This is a genomic window from Sinomicrobium pectinilyticum (assembly GCF_003725735.1).
Lineage (GTDB): Bacteria > Bacteroidota > Bacteroidia > Flavobacteriales > Flavobacteriaceae > Sinomicrobium > Sinomicrobium pectinilyticum.
In genome coordinates this window covers 29,477-44,813 of the sequence record NZ_RJTM01000027.1, presented here as the reverse complement: position 1 = coordinate 44,813, position 15,337 = coordinate 29,477, and the positions used below count along the sequence as shown (strand labels likewise).

Genomic DNA, 15,337 nt, shown 5'->3' with positions numbered 1-15,337 from the left:
TTTCTAATTTACGAATTAATTAACTGAATTACAAATGTTTATTTACTTCTGAAAGTGCCTCTGAAGAACAACTATTCACCGATTTGTTCACCAGATTGGGTGAATTCAGGTGAATACAAACGATATTAAATGCTATAACTAAAAACAAAAAGCATTGAAAATAAAATGATTAACAATGCTTTTGATACTGGAAAGTCGGGGTGACTGGACTCGAACCAGCGACCACACGCACCCCATGCGTGTACGCTACCAACTGCGCCACACCCCGATAGTCTTTTGACTTATTAAATAAAAGAACGCTTTCTTTAATTCTGCGCGAATATACAGAAAAAATATAAAGTGGAAAACATAATGAAGAAACAAAAATTAACTTCCGGTTTTACGGTATTGATTATGTGTTCTTTCCGAAGAAGGCAAATAAAAACGGGCGTTCCGATAAGGAGGACGCCCGTTGCATATCCGTTATTGATTGACCTTTTCTTTAAAGGTATCGAATTCTGATTTGGTCGCTTTCCGCGGCCATAAATTATTTGAGGTATCCACATCTGCGGTTTCTGCTCCGGGATCTACCGTAATTTGTGTAATTTCTTTATCGGCAGGGATCACTTTAGAGACTTCCGCATCATTCTTCCGCCAGATCTCTACAGGGTATTTCACGGTTTCTTTACTACCGTCGGCATAGGTATATTCTACGATAAGCGGCATGGGCATTCCACCCGGTTTTTCGAAAGTAACCTCGAAAAAGTATTTTGGCTGCTTTAATCGTGCCCTTTCTTCCGGTGTAAAGTTATCGAGAATATATTCTTTCAACGGGGTGGAATGATCGAGCAGAGTCCCGTTTTTGAGTGTCTCGCTGTAGTTTTCCATTCCTTCTTCGGCCATAAATATCAGCGGAGCATTTTCCGGAATATTCCTGGCAGCCATAACAGCCTTTACTTCATTACTGGGGTGAGGGGCTACATAAAATTTCTTAACGTCCTTGACTCCTATATCCACATAATCCGTGGTATAGAACCAGCCCCGCCAAAACCAGTCCAGTTCTACACCCGATGCGTCTTCCATGGTGCGGAAAAAATCTTCCGGGTTGGGATGTTTGAACATCCATCGCTGTGCGTAGGTCTTAAAGGCATAATCAAAAAGTTCTGGCCCCATAATAGTTTCGCGCAATATAGTGAGCCCGGCTGCCGGTTTTCCGTATGCGTTGTTCCCCAGCTGGTAAACATTTTCGGGATTGCTCATAATAGGGGCTATAAAATCCTGGTTCCCTTTCATATAAGTTACCATAGTGGAAGGTTTTCCACGTCTGGACGGGTAGTTCTCCATAAAGTCCTGTTCGGTCAGGTATTGCAGAAAGGTATTCAGCCCTTCGTCCATCCATCCCCACTGTCTTTCATCGGAATTAACGATCATGGGGAAGAAATTGTGCCCTACTTCGTGGATAATAACACTTATCATACCGTATTTTACCCTATCGGAGTAGGTGCCGTCCTCATCTGGCCTTCCGTGGTTCCAGCAGATCATGGGATATTCCATGCCTTGGTTTTTGGCATGTACCGAAATAGCCTTCGGATAAGGGTAGTCAAACGTGTGGCTGGAGTATGATTTCAGCGTATGCGCAACTACTTTGGTCGAATATTCTTCCCACAGCGGGTTTCCTTCTTTTGGGTATAGCGATTCGGCCATAACGGTTTTATCCCCGATCTTTACGGCCATGGCATCTAGAATATATTTTCTGGAGGTCGTGAAGGCAAAATCACGAACATTTTCTGCTTTGAACTTCCAGGTTTTTTTCTTGTCCGAGAACGATTGTTCCCTGGCTTCTGCTTCTTCCTGCGTTACGATAATCACAGGTTTGTCAAAAGATTTGGTAGCCTTTTCGTAACGGTCCAGCATGGTTTTGGTAAACACATCTTTACGGTTTTGCAGTTCGCCCGTAGCTTCCAGGACATGATCGGCAGGAACCGTAATATTTACTTCGTAATTACCGAATGGCAGGGCAAATTCCCCGCTGCCCCAGAACTGGTAGTTCTGCCAGCCTTCGGAATCGTTATATACCGCCATGCGGGGAAAGAACTGGGCTATGATATAGGCATTGTTACCGTCCTTCGGAAAATGCTCAAAGCCACTGCGGGCACGGTTTGTAATATGGTTGTTGATGTTGTACCACCATTTGATGGCAAAGGATATCTTCTCTCCGGGCTTAAGAGGCTCGGGGATATCGATACGCATCATTGTGTAATTAATGACATATGGCAACGCTTTCCCTTTGGAGTCTTTTACATATTCTATATTGAACCCTCCGTCAAAAGGTCTTTTCAGGTATTTGTCGGTAAACCTGTCCGGCGTATCCGCGGGAGACATATTTTCACTGTCTTTCTGCAAGGCGGGAGAGTCTTTGGCACGGATATTCTGATCGAGTTGTACCCAGAGATATTCCAGTTTATCAGGGGAGTTATTAGTATAGGTAATGGTTTCTTCCCCGTATAGTTTCTGGTTCTTATCGTCCAGTTCCACAGCTATTTTATAATCGGCTTGCTGCTGATAGTAGGCAGGACCGGGAGCACCGGATGCCGTCCGGAACATGTTGGGTGAAGTGAATTCCCGGTACATCTGGCGGAATTTATTGGTATTCTTATGTCCCTGCTGTGGTTTTTCCTGGGCATATATGCCACCGCATAAAAATAAAGCAAGAGAACAGGAGAGAAATAATCGGGATGCGTTCATATTTTGAGTTGTGTTAGTAAATGAAATAAAGTTGCAAATTATGTATTTTTCGAAAGATGTCATTATTTCCGTTTAAACTTTAACATGCACCGGTCATCGTCTTTCCGCAATAAAAAACTTTTCCGGGTATCACCGGAGCGTATATGTACGATATTCTGTTGCTCCGGATAGGTTTCGTAGAGCAACTTATTTTCGATTTCTATGGAAGAGGGGAGAGGGGTACCGGGGATTTCCAGGTAAGAGACTACCATATCATCCTTGAATTCTTTACCCAGGTAGTTGAATTTTGTTTTTTCCCCGTTTACCCTGATATTCAATTTCAAAGCATAGTATTTTTCCAGGTAAGCATCTGCCTCCGGATGTTCCCTGGAAGTGACCAGTCCGGATTTTATACCATAACGGGCGTCTATGGTCTTTTCCAGGTCGTCTGCAAAGACCCGTGAAATAACCTGTACGGCCTGTGATTTTTCATCGTAGTTTACCTCTGTGGTGCTGACGTAAAACTTATGCATACCTGTAAAGGCCAGCAGGGGCAGTAAAATAAAAAGGACACTAATTTTTTTAATATAATGCATTATACAGAATTTCAATAGAGGGTTCCGGCAGGTCAATCTTTTGAAATAAGGGGGGAGGTGTTTAGTTTTATATAAGCTTCCGCCTGTTTTTGTAAAAACTGTTGCAGGAGCATGTTGTTGTCTGCGCCCAGGATTTGGTTATACCCGGCCTGAACAGAACAAAAGTATAAAAAATCGTATATCTTTTCTTCGGGAATGCCGAGAGAAATGAAAAAATCTTTGTTAAAGCTGACGCGGATTTTTTCAAGTTTTGCTGTTTCCCGTTCCTTTTGGAGCCTGTCCTTCAGCATTCGGGTCCGTCCGCTTATCGCATTTATAATAGGGTTCAGCGGAATAAACCCTCCGCCCGTAGTCGCTTCGTTTAGCCTGCGTTCGGTTTGGGTAGGGAGACGTTTGGTGGCATTTGGCAATCCCATATGAATGGCGGTAACACTGTCTGTCCTAATTCTTCTGAGATCAGTATCGAGGTTTCCGGTGAGGTTTTTTAAGACCACTTCATCCAGTTCGGTCACCTGTTCCGTAAGGTGTATGACAAAGGAAGGAGTTTGCAGGATGCCGGCGGTGACAATGATCTCTTCTTTCCGGAGCTGTACGGCGGAGAACAGGAGGGTGTCACCTTCCTGTGCGGGGATATCAAAATAACCATAGGCATCGGTAATGGTGGCGGATTCCTGAGTCTTATTTATAACATGGACCCCGGTGACATCTGAAAAGGAACTTTCCACTTTGCCTTTTAACCTGTTTTGCGCGTGGATACCATAAAGGGAAAACGGCAAGAGCAGGAGCAAGACCTTGTTTTTTCTCGATTGTTGCAATACCTGTGGTTATGGGTTCTACGTGGTGTACGGTGATTTTCTTGGTATAGATGAAACCGGACTATTCTTTTTTCAGGCTTTCCCGGTAGTTTTCACTTTGTTGTACCAGGAACTCTATAAGTTCAAATTCATTGTCTTTACGCAGGAGAGATTGCCTTGGTATTCTGTCGTCGCAGTAATAGAGGAAATCGTCTATTTTATCCTGGGGGATTTTCAGGTCGGCCACGAAAAACTCATCGTTGTACACCTGTCGGAGCACTTCGCTGACCTTGAGTTGTCTTTTCGGTCCTTCTCCCTGCTTATCCGCCTGGAAAAGAGCCTTGAATATGTTTACAAAGTTGATTCCGTGTTGCAGCTGGTGTTCGGGAGTTGCCATGTTGGTTGCCACGGAAGAATAATCCTCTTCATAATCGAATTTCTTGAATTCCTCTCCCTTCAGTTCAAGGAATTTTTCTTCGTTATCCGGCGTTACCACCACTTCGTCCAGTTCGTTTACCTTCTCGTTTACTTCTATAACCAGGCGGCTATTGTTTAATATACTGTCAGTTACCAGTATGGTCTTTAACTGATAGTTTACGGCGGAAAATGCAAGGTGGTCTCCCGATTTCACATAAATCTCAAATTCACCGTCCCTGTTGGTAATAGTAGCTCTTTCCGTATCTATATTTATAACGTTCTGATTCGGAACGTTCGTGTTTTTGTACAATACTTTTCCCCGGAGAATAACCCTGTTGTCGTCTTGAGCATAGGTGGTGAACGTACTAATAAGTATCAGAATAAAAAATATTTTTCGCATAGGGTCATTTTGGTTTTTACTCACTAAGTGTCCCGACAATTATAGGGATTAAATGCTCCGACGTTTGCGCCGAAAAGTAATCTATGGTTTCCGCCTCTTACCTCGCGGGCTTGCCCCCGGGGTAGTTGACTTTTTCTGTCTGTCCGTACCTGATAAACGCAATCCGGGAGATTTCCTTTCGTACAGAAGGCAGTTATTTTTCCTCCGGATAAAGAAAACACAAGATTACCGGAAAAAAAACCACAGGACAATTAAAATTTTGTTAAATACAATCTGCTGTTGTGCATTTTAAAAGGAATGTCGGCCTTACGGAGAAAATCTATTAAAATGCGGAACGGGTTAAATACAATATTTAAATTTACAAAAAATCTGAGTTAAACCATAATACGAAAACATCCGTATGAAGAAACTTATTATAGCCAGTACTTCCACAGTGCATGGCAGTACCTATTTATCTTATATTTTACCACGTCTCCAGGAGTTTTTTGCTACAACTGATGAGATTCTTTTTATCCCTTATGCCCGTCCGGGAGGGATTACCCACGACGAATATACGGAAGTGGCGCGTAAAGGTTTCGGAAAAATAGGGAAAAGGATAAGAGGTATCCATACTTTTGAAGACCCGAAGGAAGCTATCCGGAGGGCTGAAGCGGTATTTACCGGGGGAGGAAACACATTCCTGCTGGTAACACAGTTATATAAAAACGGGATAATGGAACTTTTGCGACAGGCGGTTCTTGACGGCACGTTATATTTTGGCACGAGTGCAGGGGCCAATATCACGGGGCTCACCATGCAGACTACCAACGATATGCCTATTGTTTATCCTCCGAGTTTCAAGACACTGGGACTGGTACCCTTTAATATAAACCCGCATTACCTGGACCCGGATACCGGGAGCAGGCATATGGGGGAAACCCGTGAAACCCGGATAAAGGAATTTCACCGCATCAATACTCAACCGGTTATAGGCCTTCGGGAAGGTAGCTGGCTGGAGGTTTCCGGAGATGATATTATTCTGAAAGGAGAACTTTCCGCACGTATATTCGAGCAGGGAAAGGAGGCTTATGAACTAGAGAACAACAGTAAAATACCGTTCGGGCCGTTCTAATGGGAAAATACCTTTAACCCGATGATAGACAGGATAAGCGTGGTTATAAAAAACAGTCTCCAGAAGTCTACCGGCGCCTATGCCGGTCCATACGGCATAGGCTGTACATATGGGTAAGACCTGTGTAGCGTGGTAGAGGAGGTACGTACTCAGGGAAAGGGAGAGGAAAAAAACGGCTATCTACCAATAGGAAGCAGGTCCGGCAGTCTCTTTGGCCTTTCCCAGGCAGAAGGTGAAACCTACTTCAAAGAGACCGGCTATTATAAGGGTTAACCAATGCATATGGTGTATTGTAATAAGTTGTGGAAAATGACTTTTAGTCCTGCTTTCTGATGACCTTTACTTCGAAAATCTTATCCCAGTTTTTCCCCGTGACGAAAAAGGAATCGTTGCCGGGGTGATATGCTATGCCGTTAAGGACATCCAGGTTTTTGTTCTGGGTCACCTTGTCCTTAAGTCCGCGAAAATCGATAACACCCTCAATGGCCCCGGTGCCGGGGTTAATGATCATAACCCCGTCTTTCTGCCAGGTATTGGCATATATCCTGCCGTGCGCGAATTCCAGTTCGTTGGCACGGGAAAAGACGGAAGTATTGGTGACAATTTCGATATGGTCTTTTTCTTCCAGGGTTTCGGGGTCCAGTATCCATATTTTTTCGGTACCGTCACTTTTGTAGATCTGGGTACCGTCATTGCACAGGCCCCAGCCTTCTTTACTGCTGCCGTAAGGAAAATCTTTTATTTTATTGAATTCCATGTCATAGACGAAGCCGGTATTGGCTTTCCAGGTGAGCTGGTATATTTTATGGTCCATAATGGTAAGCCCTTCCCCGAAATACATGGAATCCAACCCGATCTTCTGAAGAATTTCCCCTGTGCGGTAATTTATTTTCCGCAGGGATGATTCTCCCCGTCTCCCGGTGCTCTCGTAGAGCGTATCATTGAGGAACTCCAGGCCTTGGGTAAAGGCATTGCTGTCGTGCGGGTATTCGTGCAGGATAGTATAGGTGTATAATTCAGGGGCTTTTTCGGCAAGAACAGCCACCTGCTTATATATTTTATCCGATTTCCCTTCGTAATAAACGGTAGCTTCCAGGTTGCGGTGCCCCAGGTCTATCCCGGTAAACGTCAGGTTTTCTCCGTCCGTATCCATTCTTTTACCGTCGATGCTGTAAGTAACAGAATCTATGTCTATTTTTTTCTTGTTCCTTATGGTTGCCTTTACCTTCTGGTTGTATTGTACCTTGTCCAGCCCTTTTCCCAGCTGTATGGAAAACTTTTTTGAAGGGGCCTTCTCACCGTTACAGGCCATAAAGAAACAAAACAGTATATTGACAATTAGCCACTTGAACATTTTCATGAAAGTTTATTTAAGGAATGGCAATTTATTCAATAAAATTAAGATGGTAAAACCTTTGGCAAAATATAAAAAAGGAGTAACTTTGCACCCGGCAAGTCCTACACGACCAGCTCCTGCAGAATCCCCCAGGGTGGGAACGCAGCAAGGGTATGCGGTCGTAGCGGTGCGATGTAGGTAGCTTGCCTTTTTTTGTGCCCTCAAGTTTCCTGTTCCGGCGACAGGAATGGTTTCACAAAACTTACGGATTGCGTTAAAATTGTCAGGCGTTTTTCCTTTATAATTTTCTTATATCTTTTTATTTTCGCGCCATGAATTTGCCATCAAAAAGCAACTTTGTCAGGAACGGATTAATATGGTCCTTATTTTTAATCCACTTTATCTTTTTATTTATAATTTTAATAGAATACAAGGCCCCTGTGTATGTTCTGGTCTTCATCGGCATTTTGCTGTTTATCATGCTTTTTTCCTATCTGAAATCGCCTTTACATATAGACGGATTCGATTATGATTCCTGGCGTCTTGTGCTTTGGGTCCCGGCCGGTGCCCTGGTCGCTTTCGTTTTAAACCAAAAACTGGGGCTGGGTCCTGTTCTGGGTGGTTCGATTACCGGGTTTACGGCCTCCTGTCTACCTCGTATCAATAAGCAATCGGTTTATTTATCGCGATTGCCGGAAGTTATTTACTGCGGGGCTTTTATCGGGATGTCCACGCCCGAGGTGGCCAACGGGTTTACTTTTGTTATAATAGCGGCGATTATTACGGCCTTTTTTCTCATGTTCTCCAAAAACTTTCTGTACGGTGTAGGAGGAAAACTGGGCACACTGGCTTTTCTGGGAGTAGTCATCGCCTCATTTATTTACCAATTACTGAATTTATGGAGTTTCTGGTATTAGTAATAACAGCATTGGCAGGAGCATTGGGCACGTATTATTGTTGTAATCGTTTTGCCTGGTCGCCGGTGCGTTCTTCGGCCACGCTGAGCATGATTGTCGCCCTGTTTTTTAAAATTTTTCCGGATGTTCTTTCGCAGTCCCTGGCGGAAACTATTCCCGTTGTCTTTATCGGCGCCACTTTTGTGGGTATGGTATCGGGAAGGCAGACCACAAGTTATTTCGGAATCAGCCTGGCGGCTGTTATTTACGGTATTATCCTCCTGAATATGAGCGATTATTTCCATGGATACGGAGGTGCTTTGGGAACAACAGCCTGTGTGGCGCTTCTGGTGGTTTTGAGTTCGCGTTACCTGAAATCGGACAAAAAAGCTTATGTGGGGACCAGGAAAGTGTGGAAACAGGTTAAAAAACCAATACGTAAAGGGTAGCCTTGTGTTCCTGTAATCCTTGCGGAGCGGAAGCTGATCCTCTGATAACTAGTAATTTTTCAACAGGGTTTATTTTTGTTTTTTCAGGGGTTTTTAACTTAAAAAAAGTATCTTCGTTTGTTGGTTCCGATAAGGGATAAAAAATATTTCATGTCAAAAGTAGTTCTAATTACCGGAGGGTCTTCCGGCATTGGTAAATGCATAGGGGAGTTTCTCATAACCAAAGGGTATAAGGTTTATGGCACGAGCAGGAATCCGCAGAAGGTAACGGGTTCTGTTTTTCCCTTGCTCAGGATGGACGTCCGGGAAAAGGAAAGTATTGACGAAGCGGTGAAAAACCTTATCAATATCGAAGCGCGTATTGATGTCCTGGTCAACAATGCCGGGGTGGGAATCACAGGTCCGCTGGAAGAGATCCCGGATGCGGAAATGCTTAACAATTTCGAAACGAATGTTTTTGGCCCTATGCGGGTTATAAAGGCTGTCCTTCCGCATATGCGGGAACAGGGGAGAGGACTTATTATCAATGTCACTTCTATTGCGGGATATATGGGACTGCCTTATCGCGGTATCTATTCCGCTTCCAAAGGAGCCCTGGAATTGCTTACGGAAGCATTGCGTATGGAGATCGGGGCTTTTGGTGTACAAGCCGTAAATGTGGCCCCGGGGGATTTCGCGACCAATATCGCCGCAGGCAGGTACCACGCCCCGGTCATAAAAGGGTCGCCTTATGAAAAAGTGTATGGCGATATTCTGAGGACCATGAACGAACATGTGGATTCGGGAGGAGACCCGGAAAACATGGCGAAGGCGGTATACCGTATTATGCAGCAAAAATCGCCAGCTGTCCATTACAAAGTAGGGGCTTTTATGCAAAAGTTTTCTATAGTGCTTAAACGGGTTTTACCGGATAAAACATATGAAAAATTACTGATGAACCATTATAAATTGTAGATTTGTAGTCTTTGTTACTATAAGCCCTTTTGGCAATGGGATAACAGTCAGACCCGAATAAATAAAAATCCAACATATTAAAAGTCAAAAAAAATGAAGTTTTTTATAGACACTGCCAATCTGCAACAGATCGAAGAAGCCCAGGCGCTGGGTGTTCTCGACGGAGTTACCACCAACCCGTCCCTTATGGCCAAAGAAGGTATTACAGGGAGAAACAATATCCTGAAACATTATGTGGATATATGTAATATTGTGGAAGGTGATGTTTCCGCCGAAGTAATCGCTACCGATTTTGAAAACATGGTAAAGGAAGGAGAGGAGCTGGCAGAACTGCACGAGCAGATCGTGGTAAAGGTTCCTATGATAAAGGACGGAATAAAGGCCATAAAGTACTTTACGGATAAAGGGATCCGCACCAACTGTACGTTGGTATTCTCTGCCGGACAGGCCCTGCTGGCGGCTAAGGCCGGAGCAGCTTATGTTTCTCCTTTTATCGGAAGACTGGACGATATTTCTACCGACGGGTTAAACCTCATTGCCGAAATACGCCAGATTTATGATAATTACGATTTTTCAACCGAGATACTGGCTGCATCTGTTCGTCATACCATGCACGTTATCGAATGTGCCAAAATAGGAGCAGATGTAATGACCGGGCCGCTTTCTTCTATCACTGGGTTGCTGAAACATCCCCTGACCGATATCGGTCTGGAGAAATTCCTCGAAGATTATAAAAAGGGAAATTCTTAAGGTCCCGGTAAATAATATTACACCCGGACCCGTCCGGTGCTTACAGGCGGAGTTGTATTAAACAGCTTCGCTTTTTTCTTTTGTGTTTTGTGATGATACCACGAAATAGGAACCGGGAAAATATTATTCCATGGCTCTGGCCAGTAATTCGAGGGATTTTAATTTTTTGCTCTGATTGGCAGAAATAAGCTGTACGATAATCTCGTCTGCACCGAAAGTTTCCTGAATGGTTCTCAGTTCGCGGGTTATGGTAGTAATATCGCCTACAAGGAACCGGTGAGGCTGCCTGGGGTCGGACAGTCTTTGCACGAGCTCGGAGCCTTTCAGTTTTTCCAGGGCGTCTTCTTCCCGCAATAGCCCTTCTTTTAGATTGCCACGGTAAAACTGTTGAAAAAAATATTGTGCCGGGGCAGATAATTCTACCGCAAGCTTCTCGGTTTCATGGGCATAGATACTGAGGGATAATAACAGTTTCGGTTGTTGTTGCCCGTAGACCTTATCGGAAGGCTGAAAGAGGTTTTTATAAAGCCCGGTGATATAGTGGGCCTGTGAAGGATTTATAAAGGCGGCGAAGGTGTAGGCAAGTCCTGATCTGGATGCTGCCCTGGCGCTCCATTCACTGGAACCTAGCAGGAAGATATCCGGTAAAGCATCGTCACTGAACACTTTTACTTCATTAAAGAAAGGGTGGTCCTCAGGAAAATCATCTGTCAGCCAGGAAAGCAATTCCACCAGTTGTTCTGTGGAGTCGTTTGTGGTCTGCCGGTAAGAGCGGTTGCGCTGCAGGGCAAGGTCGGAATAAGGGCCGGTGGTTGCCCGTCCTATTCCGAGATCTATTCTACCGGGAAACAGTTCTGTGAGTGTAGAAAATATTTCCGCGACTTTAAACGGGCTGTAATGGTTAAGCAATACGGCACCTGAACCAACGCGGATTTTCTCGGTTTCTGACGCTATGGCGGGGATGAGTACTTCCGGAACGCGTCCGGCAAAATGTTCGGAATTATGGTGTTCGGCCACCCAGAACCTGTGAAAACCCGTTTCTTCCAGGAACCTGGCAGTTTCTATGGTCTGGCGGAGGGCCTGGCGACGTGTGCCGTGGAGAGGTACCGGGGAAAGATCTAAATAGGATAGCTTCATAACTCTTTTTTGTTCCTGCAAAATTATTCTATATTCGCTATATAAAAAATAGTACTTACCTAAAGGATATTGATGAAACCCGAAAAAGTGTCTCCCCGGAAAGAACAGTTCAAAGAGTGTATTAACAGCTTATATCCCATACGGGATGCCCTCGAGGTAATAGGAGGGAAGTGGCGGATACAGATACTGATTGCCATACGCACCGGGAATCATCGTTTTACAGCTATCGAAAGGGCCATAGGGGATATTTCACCACGCATTTTATCCAAAGAATTGAAAATATTACAGGAGAACCGTTTAATTGTCCGGGAAGTTTCCAATACATACCCTGTGGTTATTACCTATAAATGGTCTGCGCATGCGGACAGTATAACGCCCATTATTACCGTTCTGAACGATTGGGGTATACATCATCGGAAATTCCTTTTCGGAAAATAGGAAAGGATATGGCTGCTGAACCCTTTTCCCGTATTTAATTGAACGAGTTCAGGATAGTCCGGAATTCAGGACTTTGGATATAGGTGAAAGCATTGATGATATTATTCTTTTTATCCACTACGATCACCTTATTCAGGTTGTTTACGGTAAGCCCTTTGCTGATGCTTTCCCTCTTCAGTGACAGGTATTGTTTCTCCTGGCGCAGATTGTTCAGGGTAATGGCTTCCGTCCATTTGTCGTAATCTTCGTTGAGGCATATGCCTACGAAGTTCACCTTAGGGTACTCTTTCTGTAAGCTGCCTACATACTTGTTTATGTACTTGGAATGTCCTTTCTGAAATATTGTCCAGAAATAAACCACCGTGTTTTTATTGTGGCACACCTGGTCCAGGTCGGTATGATTTCCCTCCAGGTCCACGAGTTGCAGTGCCGGGATGTGGGCCCCTTTCTGAAGTTTTCTGATGTTGGTGTAAAGAGACTCGACTTCCTCCATATATTTATTGTCTCCATCGAGTTCCAGGAATTTGTCCATGAAGAGTTTATTATTAGCTTCATCCTGATCTTCGAAGTAATAAGTATAAGCGGTATTGCGGAAGAGGTGATCTTTCAGACCCTTTTCCTTTACCTTATCGTCTATAAGCTGCAATTTATGTATGTAGTAGTGGACGGAATTTTCGTTAAAATCTTCTTCCCGGGGACATTCTTTAACACACTTGTTGTAGGCAAGCCCGTTAAAGTGATATACCATAAAATCGAAATACGGTTTATAGAATCTCAGTTCCCTGTCGTTATAGTTCACGTTACGGCGAAAGGCGTAAAAATCATCCGGTATCTTGACCTCGTTTTTTCCGTCAGTACTTTTTAGTCTTTTATACATGTACGGGTAAAATTCCCGGTACCTGTAATTGGGATAATCAATAGAGGCTCTCGCCACATTTTTGGCCGGCTCCGAAAGCCGTTGGGTAACGATAAGGTGTTCGTATTGCTCCATCTTCATATCGCGGAGCGAATCTATTTTCCGGCTGAAATCTGCCGGTTCGAGATTGTAATAACTGTAGATGAGTTTCTGTTCGTCGTCGTCCAGAAGATACATTTCTATCAGGAAATTGTTTTTCTCCGCACCTTTGCCGGAAAAGACGAGGGATTCGTCGAAATTGAGGGTATTTACCCTGGCCAATACGCTATCGCGCCCCTGGATAAATACGTATTGATATTCCGGGAAGTGCCTGAATTTAAACAGGTCTCCCTTTTTATCCCGCAATTTTATCCGGAACAAAAAACGGTTTTCGCTGTTTAATAATGCAGTATCTACGGGTTCGTCATCTCTGTATAAAACGACAATGCTATCACGTGGATTTATGACTTCGCCCCCAAAATAGGCGATGGTATTCTTGGGATTATCACAGCCAATAAAAGGTAATACCAAAAATGCAATCAGCAAGTTCCTCATACAATCCTTTTAAATGTATAGCGCTGAGAACTATACTATTTGTAACAGCAAAGCTAACAAACCTTGGGATGTTCGCGTGTTAATACCGAGTTAAAAATGTTCTTAAAAGGGTGAGGTATACCCTTTGTAATAGTTTACGTTTTGTTACTTTTGCATCGAGTTAAACGAACTTCAAAAATAAAATAAATGTTAACAGTATCAAATCTTTCTGTACAATTCGGCAAACGGGTGTTATTTGATGACGTCAATGTCACCTTCACCCAGGGAAATTGCTACGGGATAATCGGTGCGAACGGAGCCGGGAAATCGACGTTCTTAAAAATTCTTTCCGGTAAGATGGACCCTACTTCGGGCCATATCCACCTGGAACCCGGAAAGCGGATGTCCGTATTGGAACAGGATCACTATGCTTATGACGAGCATCCGGTGCTGGAAACCGTAATAAGGGGAAACAAACCGCTGTTTGCCATAAAAAAGGAAATGGACGACATCTATGCCAAGGAAGATTTCAGTGATGCGGACGGTGAAAGGGTAGGAGAGTTACAGGTGCAGTTTGAGGAAATGAACGGCTGGAGTGCGGACAGTGATGCCGCAGCCCTGTTGTCTAACCTGGGGATACCGGAAGAATTTCATTATACCCCGATGGGGGATATGGACGGAAAACTGAAAGTACGGGTCTTACTGGCGCAGGCCCTGTTTGGTAACCCCGACGTACTCATCATGGATGAGCCTACCAATGACCTGGATTTCGAAACCATCAACTGGCTGGAGAATTTCCTGGCCAATTACGACAACACGGTTATTGTGGTTTCTCACGACCGCCACTTCCTCGATGCTGTCTGCACGCATATATCGGACATAGATTTCGGGAAAATAAGTCATTATTCCGGAAACTATACCTTCTGGTACGAAAGTAGCCAGCTTGCGGCAAGACAGCGTGCCCAGCAAAATAAGAAAGCGGAGGAAAAGGCCAAGGAACTGCAGGAATTTATTCAACGTTTCAGTGCTAACGTAGCAAAATCCAAGCAGGCAACTTCCCGTAAAAAAATGCTGGAAAAGCTGAAGATAGACGATATTAAGCCTTCGAGCCGGAGGTATCCCGCCATTATTTTCGAACAGGAAAGAGAGGCCGGGGACCAGATCCTTCACGTGGAAGGGCTTTCCGCTTCACTGGAAGGAGAGGTACTGTTCCGGAATGTGGATATCAACCTGGCAAAAGGGGATAAAGTGGCAGTTATTTCGAGGGATTCCAGGGCTACCACGGCCTTTTACGAGATCATTAACGGAAAAGAAGAACCGGATTCCGGTAAATATCAATGGGGGGTTACTACTTCCCAATCATACCTTCCCGTAGACAATGCGGCGTATTTTGATAACGACCTCACCCTGGTGGACTGGTTGCGCCAGTGGGCAAAAACCGAAGAAGAGCGAGAAGAGGTTTACGTACGCGGGTTTCTCGGAAAGATGCTGTTTAGCGGGGAAGAGGCCTTAAAAACGGGCAGGGTACTTTCGGGAGGGGAAAAGGTACGGTGTATGCTGAGCAGGATGATGATGCTCCGGGCCAATGTACTGATGCTGGACGAACCTACGAACCACCTCGACCTGGAGAGTATCACAGCATTTAACAACTCATTGAAAAACTTTAAAGGTACGGTGATGTTTACCACGCATGACCACGAATTTGCGCAAACCGTGGCCAACAGGATTATAGAGCTGACCCCTAACGGTGCTATTGACAGGTACCTTACCTTTGATGATTATATGGATGACCCTGCCATTCGTGAACAACGGGAGAAAATGTATAAGAGATAGTATATATGCCTGTCCCGGGGTTCGGGACGTGAAGATGTATAAAGTGCCCGACAGGCTGTATAAGCTGCCTCCGGGCACTTTTTGTTGATCTCCC

14 protein-coding genes, 1 tRNA gene, 1 other RNA gene and 1 pseudogene are annotated in these 15,337 nt (G+C 44.3%); 8 read left to right on the top strand and 9 right to left on the bottom strand.

Annotated features, from left to right (window positions below; all coding sequences use genetic code 11):
- Window positions 1–195: 195 nt before the first annotated feature.
- The 5 genes from ED312_RS04935 to ED312_RS04915 form a co-directional block, all read right to left on the bottom strand.
- Window positions 196–268, bottom strand: a tRNA-Pro gene (locus ED312_RS04935).
- Between the two features lie 194 nt (window positions 269–462).
- Window positions 463–2,724 (bottom strand): M1 family metallopeptidase, encoded by a 2,262-nt coding sequence (locus ED312_RS04930; RefSeq protein WP_123214899.1) that lies wholly within the window; start codon window positions 2,722–2,724, stop codon window positions 463–465.
- A gap of 62 nt (window positions 2,725–2,786) precedes the next feature.
- On the bottom strand, window positions 2,787–3,299 hold the full coding sequence (locus tag ED312_RS04925) for a DUF6702 family protein (protein ID WP_123214898.1): 513 nt from the start codon (window positions 3,297–3,299) through the stop codon (window positions 2,787–2,789).
- A 32-nt stretch (window positions 3,300–3,331) separates the two neighbouring features.
- A complete protein-coding gene (locus tag ED312_RS04920) occupies window positions 3,332–4,114 on the bottom strand; it encodes a carboxypeptidase-like regulatory domain-containing protein (protein ID WP_123214897.1) in 783 nt (260 codons plus the stop codon).
- Between the two features lie 61 nt (window positions 4,115–4,175).
- Window positions 4,176–4,910: a carboxypeptidase-like regulatory domain-containing protein gene (locus ED312_RS04915; protein WP_123214896.1), complete on the bottom strand. Its 735-nt coding sequence runs from the start codon at window positions 4,908–4,910 to the stop codon at window positions 4,176–4,178.
- A 400-nt stretch (window positions 4,911–5,310) separates the two neighbouring features.
- On the opposite strand from ED312_RS04915, the gene pepE reads away from it, so the two are divergent.
- The gene (gene pepE, locus ED312_RS04910; protein ID WP_123214895.1) at window positions 5,311–6,021 is read left to right on the top strand and encodes a dipeptidase PepE; all 711 of its coding nucleotides are present in this window, start codon (window positions 5,311–5,313) and stop codon (window positions 6,019–6,021) included.
- Here the strand turns inward: pepE and ED312_RS04905 are convergent.
- Both ED312_RS04905 and ED312_RS04900 read right to left on the bottom strand, forming a co-directional pair.
- Window positions 6,018–6,303, bottom strand: a pseudogene (locus tag ED312_RS04905) (DMT family transporter). The gene pepE and the pseudogene ED312_RS04905 sit on opposite strands and share 4 nt — an antisense overlap.
- 34 nt (window positions 6,304–6,337) lie before the next feature.
- Window positions 6,338–7,375 carry a glutaminyl-peptide cyclotransferase gene (locus ED312_RS04900; protein WP_317125659.1) on the bottom strand — a complete coding sequence of 346 codons (1,038 nt, stop codon included), beginning with the start codon at window positions 7,373–7,375 and terminating at the stop codon, window positions 6,338–6,340.
- A 95-nt stretch (window positions 7,376–7,470) separates the two neighbouring features.
- On the opposite strand from ED312_RS04900, the gene ffs reads away from it, so the two are divergent.
- The 5 genes from ffs to fsa all read left to right on the top strand — a co-directional run bounded on the left by ffs (window position 7,471) and on the right by fsa (window position 10,406).
- Window positions 7,471–7,569, top strand: an RNA gene (gene ffs, locus ED312_RS04895) — signal recognition particle sRNA small type.
- Between the two features lie 267 nt (window positions 7,570–7,836).
- Entirely contained in the window at window positions 7,837–8,274 is a 438-nt protein-coding gene (locus tag ED312_RS04890) for a hypothetical protein (protein WP_170164444.1), read from the top strand.
- Window positions 8,256–8,702, top strand: coding sequence for a hypothetical protein (locus ED312_RS04885; protein ID WP_123214892.1), 447 nt, complete (start codon window positions 8,256–8,258; stop codon window positions 8,700–8,702). The genes ED312_RS04890 and ED312_RS04885 overlap by 19 nt, the downstream gene beginning before the upstream one ends.
- 150 nt (window positions 8,703–8,852) lie before the next feature.
- Entirely contained in the window at window positions 8,853–9,656 is an 804-nt protein-coding gene (locus ED312_RS04880) for an SDR family oxidoreductase (protein ID WP_123214902.1), read from the top strand.
- Window positions 9,657–9,749: 93 nt separating this feature from the next.
- A complete protein-coding gene (gene fsa / locus ED312_RS04875) occupies window positions 9,750–10,406 on the top strand; it encodes a fructose-6-phosphate aldolase (RefSeq protein WP_123214891.1) in 657 nt (218 codons plus the stop codon).
- 123 nt (window positions 10,407–10,529) lie between these two features.
- Here the strand turns inward: fsa and ED312_RS04870 are convergent, their stop codons facing one another.
- Complete coding sequence (locus ED312_RS04870; protein ID WP_123214890.1) at window positions 10,530–11,543, bottom strand: MsnO8 family LLM class oxidoreductase; 1,014 nt, start codon at window positions 11,541–11,543, stop codon at window positions 10,530–10,532.
- Window positions 11,544–11,615: 72 nt separating this feature from the next.
- On the opposite strand from ED312_RS04870, the gene ED312_RS04865 reads away from it, so the two are divergent.
- Complete coding sequence (locus tag ED312_RS04865) at window positions 11,616–11,981, top strand: winged helix-turn-helix transcriptional regulator (protein ID WP_123214889.1); 366 nt, start codon at window positions 11,616–11,618, stop codon at window positions 11,979–11,981.
- A 34-nt stretch (window positions 11,982–12,015) separates the two neighbouring features.
- On the opposite strand, the gene ED312_RS04860 is transcribed toward ED312_RS04865, so the two are convergent.
- Window positions 12,016–13,431, bottom strand: a complete 1,416-nt coding sequence (locus ED312_RS04860; protein ID WP_123214888.1) for a TlpA family protein disulfide reductase — start codon at window positions 13,429–13,431, stop codon at window positions 12,016–12,018.
- 186 nt (window positions 13,432–13,617) lie between these two features.
- On the opposite strand from ED312_RS04860, the gene ED312_RS04855 reads away from it, so the two are divergent.
- Window positions 13,618–15,243, top strand: a complete 1,626-nt coding sequence (locus ED312_RS04855) for an ABC-F family ATP-binding cassette domain-containing protein (protein ID WP_123214887.1) — start codon at window positions 13,618–13,620, stop codon at window positions 15,241–15,243.
- Window positions 15,244–15,337 lie beyond the last annotated feature (94 nt).

Coding starts and splice junctions, on each gene's coding strand:
- ED312_RS04930 (WP_123214899.1), bottom strand. CDS start 2,724: ATGAACGCATCCCGATTATTTCTCTCCTGTTCTCTTGCTTTATTTTTA.
- ED312_RS04925 (WP_123214898.1), bottom strand. CDS start 3,299: ATGCATTATATTAAAAAAATTAGTGTCCTTTTTATTTTACTGCCCCTG.
- ED312_RS04915 (WP_123214896.1), bottom strand. CDS start 4,910: ATGCGAAAAATATTTTTTATTCTGATACTTATTAGTACGTTCACCACC.
- pepE (WP_123214895.1), top strand. CDS start 5,311: ATGAAGAAACTTATTATAGCCAGTACTTCCACAGTGCATGGCAGTACC.
- ED312_RS04900 (WP_317125659.1), bottom strand. CDS start 7,375: ATGTTCAAGTGGCTAATTGTCAATATACTGTTTTGTTTCTTTATGGCC.
- ED312_RS04890 (WP_170164444.1), top strand. CDS start 7,837: ATGCTTTTTTCCTATCTGAAATCGCCTTTACATATAGACGGATTCGAT.
- ED312_RS04885 (WP_123214892.1), top strand. CDS start 8,256: ATGGAGTTTCTGGTATTAGTAATAACAGCATTGGCAGGAGCATTGGGC.
- ED312_RS04880 (WP_123214902.1), top strand. CDS start 8,853: ATGTCAAAAGTAGTTCTAATTACCGGAGGGTCTTCCGGCATTGGTAAA.
- fsa (WP_123214891.1), top strand. CDS start 9,750: ATGAAGTTTTTTATAGACACTGCCAATCTGCAACAGATCGAAGAAGCC.
- ED312_RS04870 (WP_123214890.1), bottom strand. CDS start 11,543: ATGAAGCTATCCTATTTAGATCTTTCCCCGGTACCTCTCCACGGCACA.
- ED312_RS04865 (WP_123214889.1), top strand. CDS start 11,616: ATGAAACCCGAAAAAGTGTCTCCCCGGAAAGAACAGTTCAAAGAGTGT.
- ED312_RS04860 (WP_123214888.1), bottom strand. CDS start 13,431: ATGAGGAACTTGCTGATTGCATTTTTGGTATTACCTTTTATTGGCTGT.
- ED312_RS04855 (WP_123214887.1), top strand. CDS start 13,618: ATGTTAACAGTATCAAATCTTTCTGTACAATTCGGCAAACGGGTGTTA.